The sequence below is a fragment of the Rhodospirillaceae bacterium genome, from assembly GCA_018662005.1.
Lineage (GTDB): Bacteria > Pseudomonadota > Alphaproteobacteria > Rhodospirillales > JABHCV01 > JACNJU01.
On the sequence record JABJHA010000015.1, the window covers coordinates 20546 to 36317 of the forward strand.

The window sequence follows — 15772 nt, forward strand, 5'->3', positions numbered from 1 at the left end:
AAATGAACGAACAGCAAAGCGACAACGACAAGTATTTCTTAGGAATCATGGCCATGAAGGGCGGCAAGTGGTCGCCGCACAGTAAATTTGACGGTGGCGCCTTCGGCAGCGCCCTGATCAGCGCCGAAGACCTGGACAAGGAAGCCGATGTGGAAGCCGTCAAGGTGGTCCGCATTTCCAAAAACGGATCAGGCGAGCAAAAGGAAATGTGGGTCAGCCCCAGCCTGCAGGCTCGCCAGAAGGCGCAGGAAGCAGCCAAACTGCGCGCCGGGGTTCAACAGACCAAGGAAACCCTGAGCGCCGAACGCAAGGCGGCGGCCCGCAAATAATCAAACACGGCTTTTAGGATCTTACTGTCCGGGATTTTGTTCGCGCCACTGGGCCGGCGGAATAAAAGTACCACGCCAGATACCCTCGGCCCGGGCCCGGGCGAATTTTTCGGCCCGCTCGTAAGCCGCCACTTCATTCATTAGCGGAAACGCCCAACCGGCCGCCACCATCTGCTCGTTGATATCAAACGGCCCGGCGAAGCAAATCGCCGCCATTTTCCCGTCCGTATCCGTGGTTTGTGTCTGGCATTTGACGTTCACATTTTTGGTTAAGGTATCCAGCATCTGGCGGGCAAGATCGCCGCACTGTTGCAGCTTGCCTTTTTTGGTGGTGCAGGTCTGGGCCAGTTCCGGCGCGTCAATGCCGTACAGACGGATTTCCGCCCCGTCGATCGTCAGACTATCACCATCAATGGCACGGCCCTTGCCGGTGATCTCATCGCTCTGGGCCGGGCTTGCCTGAAGAACAAGCAACAAGGTGAGGATAAGGGCGCGGGCCATCAGTTTGAAGCCTGGAACAGGTCGACACCGTCCGGCCCCGTTTCCTTGACCATGCGGCCCTGCCCGATCAGGTAATGCAGGTGGGCCAGACTTTCGCCGATGGCGAAAAACAACTGGTGGGAATCCAGCTCACGCTTGAACAGGTGCCCCAGAACCTGGGTTGCGTTCAGCGGTTCTGCGCAGGCACGGACCACATCATCCAAGCGCTCATCATGGTGATGAGCCAATTGATCGAGGCGCTCATGGAGACCACGAAACGGCCAGTTGTGACTGGGCAGGACAAGAGTTTCAGGGTCAAGGCCGCGAAATTTATCCAGGCTGGTCAGAAACAGGTCGAGCGGGTTCTTTTCAGGAAACTGCGGCCAGACGCTGACGTTGGGGGTGATTTTCGGCAATATCTGATCGCCGGAAATCAAAATATGATCCTCGCTGCGATACAGGCAAGCGTGTTCGGGTGAATGGCCGGTGCCGACGATGATCCGCCAGTCCAGACCGTCGATCTCGATGATATCGCCGTCCTCGATTTTGTGGAAAGTTTCAGGCACCGGCGAGATGCGTTTCGGATACGGGTTCTGGCGCTTATCGACTTCGGCCATCAGATCGACGCCGAAACCCGCTGCGTGATAAAAGTCGCGGGCGCGAGTGGTGTGTTCGGGATCACCGTCAACGTACAGGTTGCTTGCTGTCGCCCATTCGGTTTGCGTCGTCCACATTTCAACGCCGAATTTTTCCGTCAACCAGCCGGCCAGCCCCATGTGGTCGGGATGAAAATGGGTAACGATGACACGTTTCACCGGGCGGGATTTAAGCGGCCCAGCAAACAACACCTCCCAGGCGGCGCGGACTTCCTCGCGGTTGATACCTGTATCGACGAGGGTCCAGCCCTCGCCGTCTTCCAGCACCCACAGGTTAATGTGATCAAGCTGGAAAGGCAGCGGCATCCGCAGCCAGTGAACGCCGGGCGCGATTTCCTTAAGGGCCGCGGTTTCAATAATGTCGCCAGCGACATTGAGCAGGGGATCGTGCACGCGAAAGGTTCCTAGTTGGCGAGGGTTTGTTTGACCGAAACCAGAAACTTCGCCTGCGAACCGGCGTGGATCAAAGCAAGGGCGCAGCCCAGGGTCCGGTCCTCTTTTTCGCCGACAGGCACGCAGTTTTCGGCCGGAAGTTTTGGATGGGGATGGGATTCTTCGTCACCGACGGCGGCAAGGGCGCCGGGCAAATCAGCCTCACGGCGACGCACGACCTTGGCCGCGTCTGCGGCCTCGTCCTCGTCCTCGTCCTTGGGTTCGGCCTTGGCAACCGGTTGGTCTTTTGGCTCAGACACAGGCATCGGGATAATTTCGATGTCCGGGGTAACCCCGCGGGCCTGAATGGCGTGGCCGGTGGGTGAATAATAAAGCTGGGTGGTCAGGCGAAGAGCGCCTTCCTGGGGTAATGGCGTTATGGTCTGGACCGAGCCTTTGCCGAAAGACTGCTGGCCCATGATCACCGCCCGACCGTGGTCTTGCAAAGCCGCAGCGACAATTTCGGAAGCCGAAGCAGAGCCCGGATTGATCAGCACGACCAGTGGCAAACCATCAGCCAGGTCGCCACGCTCCGCTTCAAACACCCGCTCGTTTCCGGGCCTGCGCCCACGCACCGAAACGATGGTGCCATGCTCAAGAAAAGCATCGGACAGGGTCAACGACTGGTGCAAAAGGCCGCCGGGATTGTTCCTTAAATCAAGAACCACACCGGCCAGTTCGGAACCCAGTTTGTCGCTGATTTCTTCCATCGCCGCATCGATGCCCGGGGCCACTTTTTCAGAGAAACTGACGACCCGGATATAACCGATGTCACCTTCCAGACGCCAGCGCACCGAACGCACGTTAATAATGGCGCGTCGGATTTCCACATCGAAAGGAGCAAGCTTGGCGCGGTTGACGGTCAGGCGAATGATCGTATTGGGCTTGCCACGCATCAAACGGACCGCCTGCATCAATGATTTTCCCTTGATCGGCTCACCATCAAGGTGGGAAATCAGGTCACCCGATATCAGGCCAGCACGGGAAGCCGGGGTATCTTCAATTGGCGAGACGACCTTGACGAAATCGCCGTCCATGGTGACTTCAATACCTAGACCGCCAAATTCGCCACGGTTGGAAACTTTCATTTCCTTCAGTTCATCGGGGTTCAGATAACTGGAATGGGGATCAAGGGAGGTCATCATCTTGTCCAGCGCCGCCTCGATCAGCACGGCGGGTTCGACCTTGCCGGGCATGGGTTTGGGCTCGCTTTCCTCGATGCCCTGGATGGCCGTATCGACAAGGACGGATTCCGGCACGTCGCGAACATAATCGTAGCGCACCCGCATGAAGGCATCGCGGAAGTGATCAAGACCGTTTGTACGGACTTCAGCGTCCCCGCCAGCATCGGAAATAACGTACTTGTTATAAGCCGCTTCAAAGCGTTCCAGTTGACTTCGGGTATCGGTGGTGACACTGGCAGTACCGGTCAAGCCGATCTTATCGGAGACAACACTGCAACTGCTTAATGAAGGGGCCAGCGAGGCGCCAACGGCAAGCCCAATGACCAGAACCAATAGCCTGACCGGGCGTTTCAACTTATTCATAAAACGTCTAAAACTTTCAATACGTCAGCCGTCAGCGGTAATTTTCTTAACCAACTCTTCAAGAACCGTGTCGGCATCTTCATTTTCAATCTGACAGGTTCCGGCATTTTCATGACCGCCACCGCCGTATGTGAGCATCAATTCACCAATATTGGTATTCGATGTACGGTTAACAATCGATTTACCAACCGCATAAACCGTATTCAGGCGATTAAGCCCCCAGATGGCGTGAATGGAGATGTTGGTGTCTGGAAACAGCGCATACAGGATGAAACGGTTGGTCGCGAAGATCGTATCCTCGTAGCGAAGATCAAGCGTTGCCAGATTGCCCTGAACTTTGGTGCATCGTTTGATTTGCTCTTTGGCGGGTTCCAGATGTTCCCTGTACATGTCGACGCGCTCTTTAACATCAGCCAGGTTGAGAATTTCTTCAACCGTGTGACCCCGGCAATAATCAATCAGTTGCATCATCAACTGATAATTGGAAACGCTGAAATCACGATAACGGCCAAGCCCGGTGCGGGCGTCCATAATGTAGTTGAGCAGCACCCACCCTGTGGGTTCGAGAATTTCGTCGACACTGAACTGGGCCGAGTCACTTTTATCGACCGCGTCCATCATCTCGTCTGATATATCAGGCAGCTTGTCCTTACCGTAGTAATTGTAGACAACCCGCGCCGCCGATGGGGCGTCCGGATCGATGATGTAATCGTCAGACTGCTCGTCCAGGCGAACAGTTTCACTGGAATGATGGTCAAAGGCCAAGTGGACACCTTTGACATACGGCAAGTTGGTGGTGATGTCATTTTCCGAAACCAAAATCGTACCATCCTGCATATCCTTGGGATGGACGAATTTGATTTCATCAATCATGTCCATTTCCTTAAACAGAACGGCACAGACCAGACCGTCAAAATCACTTCGCGTTACAAGCCTGTATTTGCCTTCGCTCATGAACATCCCCTCTATATTCAGCCAATGATTCCTGCACAGTATGCCTTATCCATGCTAAAGGAACCATGATTCCGGTCCATATAAGTGTACACATTATGGTGTATCGCAGGGCTGTCAACAATATCAATTCGCTGAGAGGCTTTTTTTCCGATTTTGGAAACAAAATTGTTAAGACTATGGCCATAGCAATATTGTGTGAATACAATACTATTGATGTAAGTCATGTAGGTTTGGGGCAAAAACCAATATTTCAGAATTCAGCACGATGTTTTGTTCGTGGCAAACGGGCTGATCAAATCGAATTTGTTTTTTAGAGGGGTTTCTTAATGTTTTCATTTCTTGAAAATGCCAAAATTGGCGCACGTATTGCGCTGGCGCTTGTTTTACCGATCGTGGGTATGTTGATCTTTTCGGGCATGACCATCCTTGACAAACGCAGTGTCGTTTCGGAAATGGACAGCCTTCAGGAACTGGCGGAACTTGCCCCCTCAATAAGCGCCCTGGTCCACGAACTACAAAAAGAACGCGGAACATCGGCAGTATTTATCGGCTCTAAAGGCACCAAGTTTGTCAAAGAACTACCTGAACAATGGGCCTTGTCTTCACAAGTCCACGCAGATCTGAATACGGCGCTGACATCCTTTAATGCAAAATCCTTCGGCACCAATCTGGTCAACAAGGTCGCCACAGCAACCGAAGCCCTGGACGGTTTGGATGCTACCCGCAAAGGGGTGGAAGGACGCACGATTACGGTTCCCAAGATGGCCGGTTACTACACCCCGACAATCGCCAAACTTTTGAAAATTGTCGTGGAAATGGCTGTCCTGAGCACCAATGCGGAAGTCACGAAATCGATTACGGCATACACCTCATTCCTTCAGGGTAAGGAACGCGCAGGGATCGAGCGCGCCATGGGCGGGGCCGGTTTCGGTGCTGGAAAATTTGCCCCCGGAATCTACCGGAAATTCCTACAACTGATCGCGATGCAGAACACATTCCTGAGCACCTTTGACATTTATGCGAGCCAGGAAGAACGGGATTTCCTGACGAACACCGTCGTCGGTGAAGATGTGGACTCGGTCAAGCGTATGCGCAAAATCGCCATTGAAAGCCCGATTACAAATTCCGTCGAAGGAATCACGGGGCCCAAATGGTTCGGTACGATCACCAAAAAGATCAACCTGCTGAAAGTCGTCGAAGATAAGGTGGCAGGCGATCTTGTTGACTTAACCCACGACATCCGCTCCAGCGCCAACACGACATTTATGATCCTGCTGGTCTTCACCTTGGTATTGTTGGCGATTACGGCTGTTTTGGTCACTGTAATTGTTCGCGGCATTACCCAGCCCATCGCCGGCATGACCGAAAGCATGTCCGTTCTGGCGGGCGGCGACAAGTCCATCGAGATAGAAGGTGCCCACCGCGGCGATGAAATTGGCGACATGGCCCAGGCTGTTGAAGTTTTCAAGGAAAACATGATCAAAGCCGACCAACTGGCCGCCGAACAAGCCAGCGAGAATGAAGCCAAGGAAAAGCGCCGTCTTGCCATGGAAGAACTGGCGGCCTCTTTTGAAAACAGCGTCAGTTCGGTTTTGGGCGAGGTTGGAGATGCCTCCAACACCATGAAAATGACAGCCGAAGGGATGTCGGCAACGGCTGAGGAAACATCACGCCAGTCAACAGCAGTGGCAGCGGCGGCGGAAGAAGCCTCAACCAATGTCCAGACAGTGGCTTCAGCAGCAGAAGAGTTGTCCTCCTCTATCAGCGAGATCAGCCGTCAGGTTCAGCAGTCGACGGAAATTTCCGGCACGGCGGTGGATGCCGCCCAAAAGGCTGATGAAATGGTCCAGGGTCTGGCCATGTCTGCCCAGAAAATCGGCGAGGTCGTCGAAATGATTACCGACATCGCCGATCAGACCAACCTGCTGGCCCTCAACGCGACCATCGAAGCTGCCCGCGCTGGCGATGCCGGCAAGGGCTTCGCGGTTGTTGCTTCGGAAGTGAAGAATCTGGCCAACCAAACCGCCAAGGCGACTGAGGAAATTGGCAGCCAGATTGGTGATATTCAGGGCGCGACCCAGCAATCGGTCGAGGCCATTCAGGGCATCACCAAGACCATCGGTGAAATCAGCGAGGTCTCTGCGGCAATCGCAGCAGCGGTTGAGGAGCAGGGTGCGGCGACATCTGAAATCGCCCGTAATGTCGAACAGGCATCTGCCGGAACCTCGGACGTGACGACCAATATCGCTTCGGTCAATACGGCCGCGGATGAAACCGGTAAAGCGGCAAATGATGTTCTTGCCGCTGCAGGCACGATGTCAATGCAGTCCGAAAAACTAAGCAGTGAAGTCAATTCATTCCTTAGTGGATTGAAAGACGCTTAACAGAGACCGATGATCAGGCAAGTTCCCGGGCCGTCCATAACGCCGATATGAAAACGACGACGGCTACGGCTTGATGGGCGGCTGCCAGCGGCACCGGAATAACCAGCAGCAAGGTCGTGATGCCCAGTATTACCTGTATCAGCACGACGCCAGCGAGACAATTGACTGCCAAGCTGGCGCGCGGTGTTAAATCACTTTGACGGGCCCTGAACCATAAGACGGCGACCAACACCAATAAGGCTTCGGCCAAAATCCGGTGATTAAACTGGACACTCAAAATGTCCTCGAACAGGTTCAAATAAACGGGTGAGAGCTGATAAAGATCAGCCGGGAAAAACGCCCCGTCCATCAATGGAAATGTGTTGTAGGCAAAACCGGCGTCCAATCCGGCAACGAAACCGCCTGACAGTGCGGTCACAAAAGCCCATACAAAAACCAACATGGCGAAAGCCTTTAACGGACGCGCCACCCCGTCTTTCGACCCGTATTTAAACAGCAATCCCAAAGCGACCCATTCGATAACCCCAATGATAACCAGGGCCAGCGAAAAATGGGCCGTCAAACGGTACTGACTGACATCGGGTCGATCTACCAAGCCACTTTTGACCATGTACCACCCCATCACGCCCTGCAAACCGCCAAGCACGAACATCAACAGCATTTTGCGAGTGAGGTCCCGGTTGAGCCAACCACGCAGCAGGAAAAAGACGAAGGGCACAAAAAACACGACACCGATTAATCGTCCCCACAGGCGGTGCAGGAATTCAAACCAGAAGATCGCCTTGAACCCGGCCAGGTCCATGTGCTTGTTCACTTTCTGGAATTCCGGTGACAGCTTGTATTTATCGAAGACGGCCATCCACTCGGCCTCACCCATGGGCGGCAACCAGCCGGTAACCGGTCGCCATTCAACCATCGACAAGCCCGAATGGGTCAACCGGGTAACCCCACCCAGCACGACCATGGCGAAAACCATGGCGATAACGCCAAACAACCACATGGCAATGATCACGTGACGGCGATGAAGTTCAGTATCGGAAATCGCATTCATCGTCAGGAGCCTTCCGCGTTGAGCGCCAACCAGTCCGAAAGCGAACCGTTGAGACGTTTTAGGGTCGCGGCATCCAGTTCAAGATCGGTGAAACGCATACCCTCCTTGATCCTGAGACGCAGCATCTTCATACCGCCTTCATAGGTGACTTCCTGCACCGTCACGGTCTTGTTCCATGGGGCATTGATGGTTTCCAAATCGGTAATGGAGTCCTGAGCACTCAAAGTCGTCTTCTCCCTAATAGGCAATGCGGTCAAAATATCGCGCTCTTAAAATCAGCCGTTGTTGACTTTCATCATCTTCAAAAGCAGTCCGGTTGTGAAGCACGTTATGACACAATACCCCTTCCCCGGCTGCCAGACGATGCCTGTAAATGTATTGATTGTCGCTGGCCATCAATTCAGACAGAAAGCCAACGGCTTGCGCGGTCAAGGGGTCATCACGCCAAACGATCGAGCGAGTCCGGGCGGTATAGCGCATATGCAGAAACGCCCCCTCATCCGGACAGGAAAACACCGGGCCACTCTGGGCCGCACGGATAACACCGGCGCCTTCATCGTTTGCCGGTATCAGCATTGCATCAGGGTGCATCAGGACGCGGATGAAATCAGGGTTCTCCTCGCGCATCAGAATGTAGGCGATTTCAGGATCCATCAAAGCGTTAGCCCCGCCACCCTCTGCCGGGTTTACACAATGCAGGATCATCGCCCTGATTTGCTGATCGGGCTTGTTGTAATATCCGTCCGTGTGCCAGCTGATCGGCCGGTTTGTGTAGGGAATATAACGGCCCCGGCGTCCGCCCTCGGCGACACTAAGGGGCGTGATCGCATCTTCATCAGCACAAAGATTGGCGTCCCGATGGCTAAGAGCGAAAGATGCCGCCAGGGAATCAAGCGCCTTCTTGGCCCGTTCTACATCTCCATCGAAACCAGTCTTGCTGACATAGAGCGCCATATTGGTTTTAGCGATCTTGTGTCGCAGGGCGGCACACTCGGTTGCGGTCGGGTTTTCAAAATCGCCGACTTCGACAATCAACGCTTCGGCACATTCGGGATAGTCATTCAACTTGTCATCACGCCATCTGGCATATGCCGCATCGTTATCAAGATCGAAGGAATCGGGCTGGATGACGGATTGGTTCACTGTAAAAAAACTCTCTTTTTTATCCAAATGGCGATTGTTCGCAGTTGCGGAATCAATTCTATTTGACCCCAATTATCGCTTCAAAACAATAAAATAACGGCAGAAAACATAGCTTTATACAGAAGTTAACGTGAAGAGTATTTTTATGAAAAAAGCTATAGATTCATTAAACCATATTAGATTATAGTAATATACAAGATAACAAACGGAACCGCCACCAACCAGCGGCCCGCCAAAACAATAAGGTTGGCAAAAAATAACCTGGAGTGCTTTCAGTCAAGGAGGGTTGCCTGCCATAGATTTGATCGCCCCTGAAGTATAAGGGGATATCGCGCCGTTTAACTTTTTCCAACCATCAGGTCGCCACCAGGGGTTTCCAGGCTGGCCTGAACAAACGGGACCGGATGTCCTGTTTTTTGGAAAAGGTGGGGATAATGGCGGTTCTGTATCTGGCCCACCCAAAAAAATAACCGCTTTCGATGGCATTCTTGATGTCAAGACTGCCCACTGGGAAGTTTAACGTAATCCTGTAGAGGAAATTCACATGGCAAAGCAAATGCCCGCAACGCCACTTCTGGATCAGCTGGAAGACGGCCCCTGGCCCAGCTTCGTGACCGGCCTTAAAAGACTGGCCAATGACGAAAGTCAGCAATACGCACCGATGATGAAATCCCTGCTCGGTCAGCTAGAGCATTCCTATGACACCCGCAAGGGCTACTGGAAGGGCGGCACCGTTGGTGTTCGTGGTTACGGCGGCGGCATCATCCCGCGCTTTTCGGAAGTCGCTGGTGAGTATCCGGAATCGTCTGAATTCCACACCATGCGCGTTATGCCCCCTGCCGGTATGCACTATGACACCAAGACATTGCGCGACTTGTGCGATATCTGGGAAAAATATGGCTCAGGCCTGATCGCCTTTCACGGCCAGTCCGGTGACATCATGTTCCAGGGCATTTCAAGCGCCAACATCCAGGTCTGCTTCGATGAAATGAACGAGATTGGTTTTGATCTTGGTGGTGCTGGTGCCGCCATCCGCACCTCGATGAGTTGCGTCGGCGCCGCCCGTTGCGAACAATCCAACTATGACGAAGCGCGCGCCATGCGCACGGTCATCAACAACCTGCTCGACGACATGCACCGTCCCAGCTTGCCTTATAAAATGAAGTTCAAGTTCAGCGGCTGCGCTAACGACTGTGTTAATGCTTCCCACCGTTCCGATGTTGCGGTTCTGGGCACCTGGCGTGACGACATCAAGGTTGACCAGGACAAGGTCAAGGAATTCGTCAACGAAAATGGCCGCAAGATGGTCAACGATCAGGTTATCAACATGTGTCCGACACGCGCCTTGTCGTTGAATGACGATGATACGCTTGATATTGACAATCGAAGCTGTGTCCGTTGTATGCACTGCATCAACGTCATGACCAAAGCCCTCTCTCCGGGCGATGACAAGGGCATTTCCATCCTTGTCGGTGGCAAGCGCACGCTGAAGATTGGTGATCTCATGGGTTCCATGGTTGTTCCGTTCATGAAGCTTGAAACCGATGAAGACTTCGAGAAACTCACAGAACTGACCGAAGAAATGGTTGAGTTCTTTGCCGAAAACGCACTGGAGCATGAGCGCACAGGTGAAATGATCGACCGTATCGGCCTGATCAATTATCTGGACGCACTTGGCCTGGATGTCGACCCCAACATGGTCGCCCATCCGCGCACCAGCTCGTATGTCCGCATGGATGACTGGGACGAGCAGGCTGAAAAGTGGGACCAGCGCAAATCAGGCTCAGCGGCCGCCGAATAAGCGCCCTGAACATAAAACGAGAGATTGGAGAATTAAGTAATGAGTGAGGCTACTGAAAAACCGCGGATGCCTATTGAGTGTGGCGTCCCTGACCCGATGCCGCTGATGCACCCGTTAATGCGCGAAAACTACGGTAAGTGGAGCTGGCATGACCGTCCCCGTCCGGGCGTCCTGCACCACGTTGCAAAAAGTGGTGATGCAATCTGGACCGTCAAGGCTGGCACCCAGCGTCAAATGGACCTGGGCACCATCCGCAACCTGTGTGATATCGCCGACGAAATGGCTGACGGGCATGTTCGTTTCACGACCCGCTCTAACGTCGAGTTTATGGTCAGTGACGAAACCCGCGTTGATCCGTTGATCGAGAAACTGGAAGCAGATGGCTATCCTGTCGGCGGCACCGGTAACTCGATCTCGATGATTTCGCACACCCAGGGCTGGCTGCATTGCGATATCCCCGGCACTGATGCCTCCGGCGTCGTTAAATCCCTGATGGATGAACTTTATCACGACTTCAAACATGAAGAGATGCCCAACCGGGTCAAGATCACCACATCCTGCTGTCAGATCAACTGTGGCGGACAGGGTGATATCGCCATCAACATCCAGCACACCAAACCGCCGGTTATCAACCACGACCTGGTGTCCAATGTGTGCGAACGCCCGGCCGTTGTCGCGCGTTGCCCGGTTGCGGCCATTCGCCCGGCCCTGATCGACGGCAAGCCCTCGCTGGAAGTTGACGAGAAAAAGTGCATCTGCTGCGGTGCCTGCTATCCGCCGTGCCCGCCGATGCAGATCAACGATCCGGAAAATTCGGTTCTCGCAATCTGGGTTGGTGGCAAGCATTCCTCCACCCGGACCAAACCGACTTTCCACAAGCTGGTCATTTCCGGCCTTCCCAACAACGCCCCGCGCTGGCCGGAAGTCGCCGAAGTCGTCAACAGGATTTTGAAGGCTTACAAGGATGACGGACGCCCGTGGGAACGCATGTCCGAATGGATTGATCGTATCGGTTGGCCGCGTTTCTTTGAACTGACCAGCCTGCCGTTCACCAAACATCACATTGAAGACTGGCGTGGCGGACGGAACGCCCTGAACCAGTCCTCGCACGTTCATTTCTAGGGGTTAATGAAACGATGAAATTCGGTATCCTTGTCAACGAAGGCCCGTTCACCCATCAGGCTTCAGATTCCGCCTATCATTTCGTCAAGGCGGCGATCGAAAAAGGCCATCAGGTGATGCGTGTGTTCTTCTATTACGACGGCGTCAACAACGCCAATAAACTTAGTGCGCCACAGTCCGATGACCGCAATCTGGTCAAACTGTGGGGTGAGTTGGGCGCTGAACACAACGTCGACCTGGTTGTCTGCATCGCCGCCGCACTTCGCCGCGGCATCGTTGAAGATAACCTTGCCGATGGGTTCCGCATTTCAGGCCTTGGCCAATTGACAGAGGTCGGCATCGCCGCTGATCGTCTTGTCGTGTTCGGGGATTAAGAAAATGGCTGAAACCGAAATCGAATTTGACACCGCTGGCATTACCAAGAAGTTCATGTACGTCAACCGCAAGGCGCCCTATGGAACCATCTATGCGCTTGAAGTGCTGGAAGCTGTCTTGATCTCTGCCGCTTTTGAACAGCACGCCTGCATCGTCTTTATCGATGATGGCGTCTATCAAATCAAAAAAGGGCAGGACACCGACGCTGTCAACATGAAGAACTTCTCGAAAACCTACGGCATCATTGCAATGGAAAAAGAAGATGCCGACGAGGACGAGGACATGGATATGGAATGGCGCATTATCGTCGAAGAAGAATCCATGGAAGCGCGCGGGCTGACTGCTGATGACTTTGTCATCGATGTTGAAGTCATCGCCAGCACCGAACTTGCCGGCATTATGGCCGAGCAAGAAATCGTTATTTCCGGATAACAGAAAGGGAGAACCAGACAATGCTTCATACCATCAATAAATCTCCCTTCGAGCGCAACAGCCTGGACAGTTGTCTAAGGTTGAGCGTCAAAGGTTCGCCGATCCTGCTGATCGAGGACGGCGTCTTGGCCGCAACCAAGGGGACATCTGTCTCTGACAAGGTAGCGGCTGCAACTAACGATCATCCGATGTTCGTCATGGGCCCGGACCTGCAGGCGCGGGGAATAGCCGATGACAGCGTGGCCGATGGCATCACGGTTGTCGATTATGGCGGCTTTGTCGATCTGGTTGTCGAACATGGAACCGTACAATCCTGGCTATAACAGCCAGAACATCTTGAACCACAGAATTTTTTAAAAGGAGACTTGAACTATGGCATATGAAGTAAACGGCAAAAGCTTTGAATCCGACGAAGAAGGCTACCTGATCGATATCGGCTCATGGAATGAAGAGCTTGCCGGTCTGATCGCCAAGGACGAAGAAATCGACATGACCAGCGAGCACTGGGAAGTGGTCAACTTCCTGCGCGAATACTACAACGAATACCAGATCGCCCCGGCGGTTCGTGTTCTTGTTAAAGCGGTCAAGAAAAAACTCGGCGCTGATAAGGGTTCCAACAAATACCTGTACGAGTTGTTCCCGTACGGCCCAGCCAAACAAGCCTGCAAAATCGCCGGCCTGCCCAAACCGACAGGCTGCGTCTAAGCAATCTTTGTTTTTCTTCATTCCGGGGGAGTTTTGTTGCTTCTCCCGGAATGATGAGTTCTTCAAGTATTACCGGAGGGCGTCGCAGCAATGTCAGGTTTTACACTCGCTTACGCATTGGTTTTTTATTTTGCCGTGGTGGTTTTAGTCACCGGAGTTGCCTTCAAGATCAGGCAATTCTGGAGCACGCCAACACCGCTGAAGATTCCGCTGATGCCGGCGCCCATGACCCAAAAAGGTGTGGCCTTCCGGCTGGCCCGCGAAGTTATTTATTTTGAAAGCCTGTTCAAATCCAATAAATGGATTTGGGTTTTCGCCGTGCTGTTCCACGCCGGCTTGGTGCTTGTTGTCTTGCGCCACCTGCGTTACTTCACCGAACCTGTCTGGTTCTGGGTGGTTCTTGTCCAGCCGTTTGGCATTTACGCAGGCTTTGCCATGGTCGCTGGGCTTCTTGGTCTTTGGGCGCGGCGCTTTGTGGTTGACCGCATTCGATACATATCAAACTTGTCTGACCACCTGATGCTGGCCTTACTGACGCTCATCGGTGTCAGCGGCCTGATGATGAAATATGTCGCCCGCACCGACATTATTGCCCTCAAGGCTTTCTGCCTTGGCCTGATGCGTTTTGACCTGCAACCGTTACCCGCCGACCCGGTGTTGCTTTTGCATCTGGGACTGGTTGCGGCATTGATGATTGTTTTTCCGTTTTCCAAATTGCTGCACGTCCCCGGCGTATTTTTCAGCCCCAGTCGTAACCAGGTCGATGACGCCCGTGACAAGCGCCATCTGGCACCGTGGGCGGCGAAGCTGGATACGCAGAGTAAGATTTAAGCGAGCGAGGAATTATAAGTGGCTAAAAAACCAGAATACACAGCCCCGCCGTTTAGGACAGAGCTGGAAAATCCTGCCCTCGTTGAGGGTGCGATGGCCCATTCCCAGCCCTTCATCGCTGCCCCTGAACATCAGACAGAATTGGGTTTCCCCGGGGAACTGGTCGATGGCTGGGAACAGAAGGCGGTCGATAAACTGGGCGACCTTCTGCAAAAAAACCGCGCTCTTCGCGTCTACCTGGACAGTTGCGTTAAATGCGGTGCCTGTACCGACAAGTGCCACTACTTCATCGGCACCGGCGATCCCAAAAACATGCCCGTTGCGCGCCAGGACCTGCTGCGCTCGGTATACCGGCGCTACTTCACATTCGCTGGCAAAATTGCGCCGGGACTGGTTGGCGCCAAGGATATGACCAAGGATGTGCTGGACGATTGGTACAAGTATTTCCATCAGTGTTCACAGTGCCGCCGCTGTGCTGTGTTCTGCCCCTACGGCATCGACACAGCCGAAATTTCCATGGCCGCCCGCGACATTATGGATCACATCGGCCTGGGCACGAAATATTCCAACGAAATCCTCGGCAAGGTCCACAAGATCGGCAACAATCTTGGGCTGCCCGAAAATGCCCTGATTAATACCATGGAAGGGCTTGAAGAGGATGTTGAAGAGGAAACCGGCATCACAGTGCGCTTCCCCGTCGATAAAAAGGGAGCCGACGTATTGCTGGTCACCCCGTCGGCTGATTTCTTCGCCGAACCCCACGTTGACGGCCTGATTGGTTACGCCAAGGTCTTCCATCAGGCAGGCATTAACTGGACGGTCAGCTCACACGCCTCCGAAGCCGCAAACTTCGCCATGTTCATTGGCTCCTATGAACAAATGCACAAAGTCGCCCAGCGGATCAGGCAGGCGGCGCTGGATCTGGGCGTCAAGCGCGTCATTTTTGGCGAATGCGGCCATGCCTGGCGCGTTGCCTACAGTTTCCTCAATTCTCTGGCCGGTCCGTGGGATTTCCTCGACCCGAAATACCCCAAACCGCAACATATTCTTGAGGTCACCTACGATCTTATTCAGCGCGGGGCGATTAATCTCGATGCCTCTGCCAATGACGACAAGGTGCTGACCTTCCACGATTCATGCAACGTCGCACGGGCCACCCGCATGGGCGATGTTGAAGGTGGCCAGTTCATGATCCCGCGTGAAGTGATCAAGGCCAGCGTCAACAATTTTGTCGACATGAACCCGGACACCATTAACGAGAAAACATTCTGTTGTGGCGGCGGCGGAGGTCTGCTGACCGATGATTTAATGGAACTGCGCATCAAGGGCGCACTACCCAGAATGGAAGCATTAAAGGACGTCGTTGATAGCCACGGCGTCACCCACATGGCGGCAATTTGCGCCATTTGCAAAAGCCAGTTTGCCAAGGTGATGCCGTACTACGGTTTCCCCATGGACATGGTTGTCAGTGTTCACCAGCTCGTCAGCGATGCGATCCAGCTGGGAACCAAAGAATAAACAAGGAAAACG

The 15772-nt window shown here is 53.6% G+C and carries 17 protein-coding genes; 10 read left to right on the top strand and 7 right to left on the bottom strand.

Annotated features, from left to right (window positions below):
- The first annotated feature begins 2 nt into the window (after positions 1-2).
- Entirely contained in the window at positions 3-329 is a 327-nt protein-coding gene (locus HOL66_07740) for a hypothetical protein (protein ID MBT5244122.1), read from the top strand.
- Between the two features lie 21 nt (positions 330-350).
- On the opposite strand, the gene HOL66_07745 is transcribed toward HOL66_07740, so the two are convergent.
- The 4 genes from HOL66_07745 to HOL66_07760 form a co-directional block, all read right to left on the bottom strand.
- Entirely contained in the window at positions 351-830 is a 480-nt protein-coding gene (locus HOL66_07745) for a thermonuclease family protein (protein MBT5244123.1), read from the bottom strand.
- On the bottom strand, positions 830-1771 hold the full coding sequence (locus HOL66_07750; protein MBT5244124.1) for an MBL fold metallo-hydrolase: 942 nt from the start codon (positions 1769-1771) through the stop codon (positions 830-832). Before HOL66_07750 ends, HOL66_07745 begins: the two co-directional genes overlap by 1 nt.
- Before the next feature lie 98 nt (positions 1772-1869).
- Positions 1870-3186 carry a S41 family peptidase gene (locus tag HOL66_07755; protein MBT5244125.1) on the bottom strand — a complete coding sequence of 439 codons (1317 nt, stop codon included), beginning with the start codon at positions 3184-3186 and terminating at the stop codon, positions 1870-1872.
- Positions 3187-3468: 282 nt separating this feature from the next.
- On the bottom strand, positions 3469-4404 hold the full coding sequence (locus HOL66_07760) for an exopolyphosphatase (GenBank protein MBT5244126.1): 936 nt from the start codon (positions 4402-4404) through the stop codon (positions 3469-3471).
- 320 nt (positions 4405-4724) lie between these two features.
- Between HOL66_07760 and HOL66_07765 the strand changes: the two genes are divergently transcribed.
- Positions 4725-6782, top strand: coding sequence for a HAMP domain-containing protein (locus tag HOL66_07765; protein MBT5244127.1), 2058 nt, complete (start codon positions 4725-4727; stop codon positions 6780-6782).
- Between the two features lie 13 nt (positions 6783-6795).
- Here HOL66_07765 and HOL66_07770 read toward each other — a convergent pair whose 3' ends face one another.
- The 3 genes from HOL66_07770 to HOL66_07780 are packed head-to-tail and all read right to left on the bottom strand — an operon-like array spanning position 6796 to position 8976.
- Complete coding sequence (locus HOL66_07770) at positions 6796-7833, bottom strand: heme A synthase (GenBank protein MBT5244128.1); 1038 nt, start codon at positions 7831-7833, stop codon at positions 6796-6798.
- 2 nt (positions 7834-7835) lie between these two features.
- Positions 7836-8057, bottom strand: a complete 222-nt coding sequence (locus HOL66_07775; protein ID MBT5244129.1) for a hypothetical protein — start codon at positions 8055-8057, stop codon at positions 7836-7838.
- A 13-nt stretch (positions 8058-8070) separates the two neighbouring features.
- Complete coding sequence (locus HOL66_07780; protein MBT5244130.1) at positions 8071-8976, bottom strand: taurine catabolism dioxygenase TauD; 906 nt, start codon at positions 8974-8976, stop codon at positions 8071-8073.
- 544 nt (positions 8977-9520) lie between these two features.
- Here HOL66_07780 and dsrA point away from each other — a divergent pair.
- The 8 genes from dsrA (at position 9521) to HOL66_07820 (ending at position 15760) form a co-directional block, all read left to right on the top strand.
- Positions 9521-10777 carry a dissimilatory-type sulfite reductase subunit alpha gene (dsrA, locus tag HOL66_07785; GenBank protein ID MBT5244131.1) on the top strand — a complete coding sequence of 419 codons (1257 nt, stop codon included), beginning with the start codon at positions 9521-9523 and terminating at the stop codon, positions 10775-10777.
- Between the two features lie 39 nt (positions 10778-10816).
- Positions 10817-11899, top strand: a complete 1083-nt coding sequence (gene dsrB, locus HOL66_07790) for a dissimilatory-type sulfite reductase subunit beta (GenBank protein ID MBT5244132.1) — start codon at positions 10817-10819, stop codon at positions 11897-11899.
- Between the two features lie 14 nt (positions 11900-11913).
- Positions 11914-12273, top strand: coding sequence for a sulfurtransferase complex subunit TusD (gene tusD / locus HOL66_07795; protein MBT5244133.1), 360 nt, complete (start codon positions 11914-11916; stop codon positions 12271-12273).
- 4 nt (positions 12274-12277) lie between these two features.
- Complete coding sequence (locus tag HOL66_07800) at positions 12278-12706, top strand: sulfurtransferase TusC (protein ID MBT5244134.1); 429 nt, start codon at positions 12278-12280, stop codon at positions 12704-12706.
- 20 nt (positions 12707-12726) lie between these two features.
- On the top strand, positions 12727-13029 hold the full coding sequence (gene dsrH, locus HOL66_07805; GenBank protein ID MBT5244135.1) for a sulfurtransferase complex subunit TusB: 303 nt from the start codon (positions 12727-12729) through the stop codon (positions 13027-13029).
- A 49-nt stretch (positions 13030-13078) separates the two neighbouring features.
- Positions 13079-13411, top strand: a complete 333-nt coding sequence (locus HOL66_07810; protein ID MBT5244136.1) for a TusE/DsrC/DsvC family sulfur relay protein — start codon at positions 13079-13081, stop codon at positions 13409-13411.
- Between the two features lie 90 nt (positions 13412-13501).
- On the top strand, positions 13502-14242 hold the full coding sequence (locus HOL66_07815; GenBank protein MBT5244137.1) for a nitrate reductase: 741 nt from the start codon (positions 13502-13504) through the stop codon (positions 14240-14242).
- A 93-nt stretch (positions 14243-14335) separates the two neighbouring features.
- Complete coding sequence (locus HOL66_07820; GenBank protein MBT5244138.1) at positions 14336-15760, top strand: (Fe-S)-binding protein; 1425 nt, start codon at positions 14336-14338, stop codon at positions 15758-15760.
- The last annotated feature ends 12 nt before the right edge of the window (positions 15761-15772 follow it).

Bases quoted from the DNA above. Each gene is read 5' to 3' on its own strand.
- HOL66_07820 (MBT5244138.1), top strand. From the start codon at position 14,336: ATGGCCCATTCCCAGCCCTTCATCGCTGCCCCTGAACATCAGACAGAA.
- dsrA (MBT5244131.1), top strand. From the start codon at position 9,521: ATGGCAAAGCAAATGCCCGCAACGCCACTTCTGGATCAGCTGGAAGAC.
- dsrB (MBT5244132.1), top strand. From the start codon at position 10,817: ATGAGTGAGGCTACTGAAAAACCGCGGATGCCTATTGAGTGTGGCGTC.
- HOL66_07750 (MBT5244124.1), bottom strand. From the start codon at position 1,771: ATGCCGCTGCCTTTCCAGCTTGATCACATTAACCTGTGGGTGCTGGAA.
- HOL66_07815 (MBT5244137.1), top strand. From the start codon at position 13,502: ATGTCAGGTTTTACACTCGCTTACGCATTGGTTTTTTATTTTGCCGTG.
- HOL66_07810 (MBT5244136.1), top strand. From the start codon at position 13,079: ATGGCATATGAAGTAAACGGCAAAAGCTTTGAATCCGACGAAGAAGGC.
- HOL66_07765 (MBT5244127.1), top strand. From the start codon at position 4,725: ATGTTTTCATTTCTTGAAAATGCCAAAATTGGCGCACGTATTGCGCTG.
- HOL66_07760 (MBT5244126.1), bottom strand. From the start codon at position 4,404: ATGTTCATGAGCGAAGGCAAATACAGGCTTGTAACGCGAAGTGATTTT.
- dsrH (MBT5244135.1), top strand. From the start codon at position 12,727: ATGCTTCATACCATCAATAAATCTCCCTTCGAGCGCAACAGCCTGGAC.
- HOL66_07770 (MBT5244128.1), bottom strand. From the start codon at position 7,833: ATGAATGCGATTTCCGATACTGAACTTCATCGCCGTCACGTGATCATT.
- HOL66_07755 (MBT5244125.1), bottom strand. From the start codon at position 3,186: ATGCGGGTGCGCTACGATTATGTTCGCGACGTGCCGGAATCCGTCCTT.
- HOL66_07745 (MBT5244123.1), bottom strand. From the start codon at position 830: ATGGCCCGCGCCCTTATCCTCACCTTGTTGCTTGTTCTTCAGGCAAGC.
- HOL66_07740 (MBT5244122.1), top strand. From the start codon at position 3: ATGAACGAACAGCAAAGCGACAACGACAAGTATTTCTTAGGAATCATG.
- HOL66_07800 (MBT5244134.1), top strand. From the start codon at position 12,278: ATGGCTGAAACCGAAATCGAATTTGACACCGCTGGCATTACCAAGAAG.
- tusD (MBT5244133.1), top strand. From the start codon at position 11,914: ATGAAATTCGGTATCCTTGTCAACGAAGGCCCGTTCACCCATCAGGCT.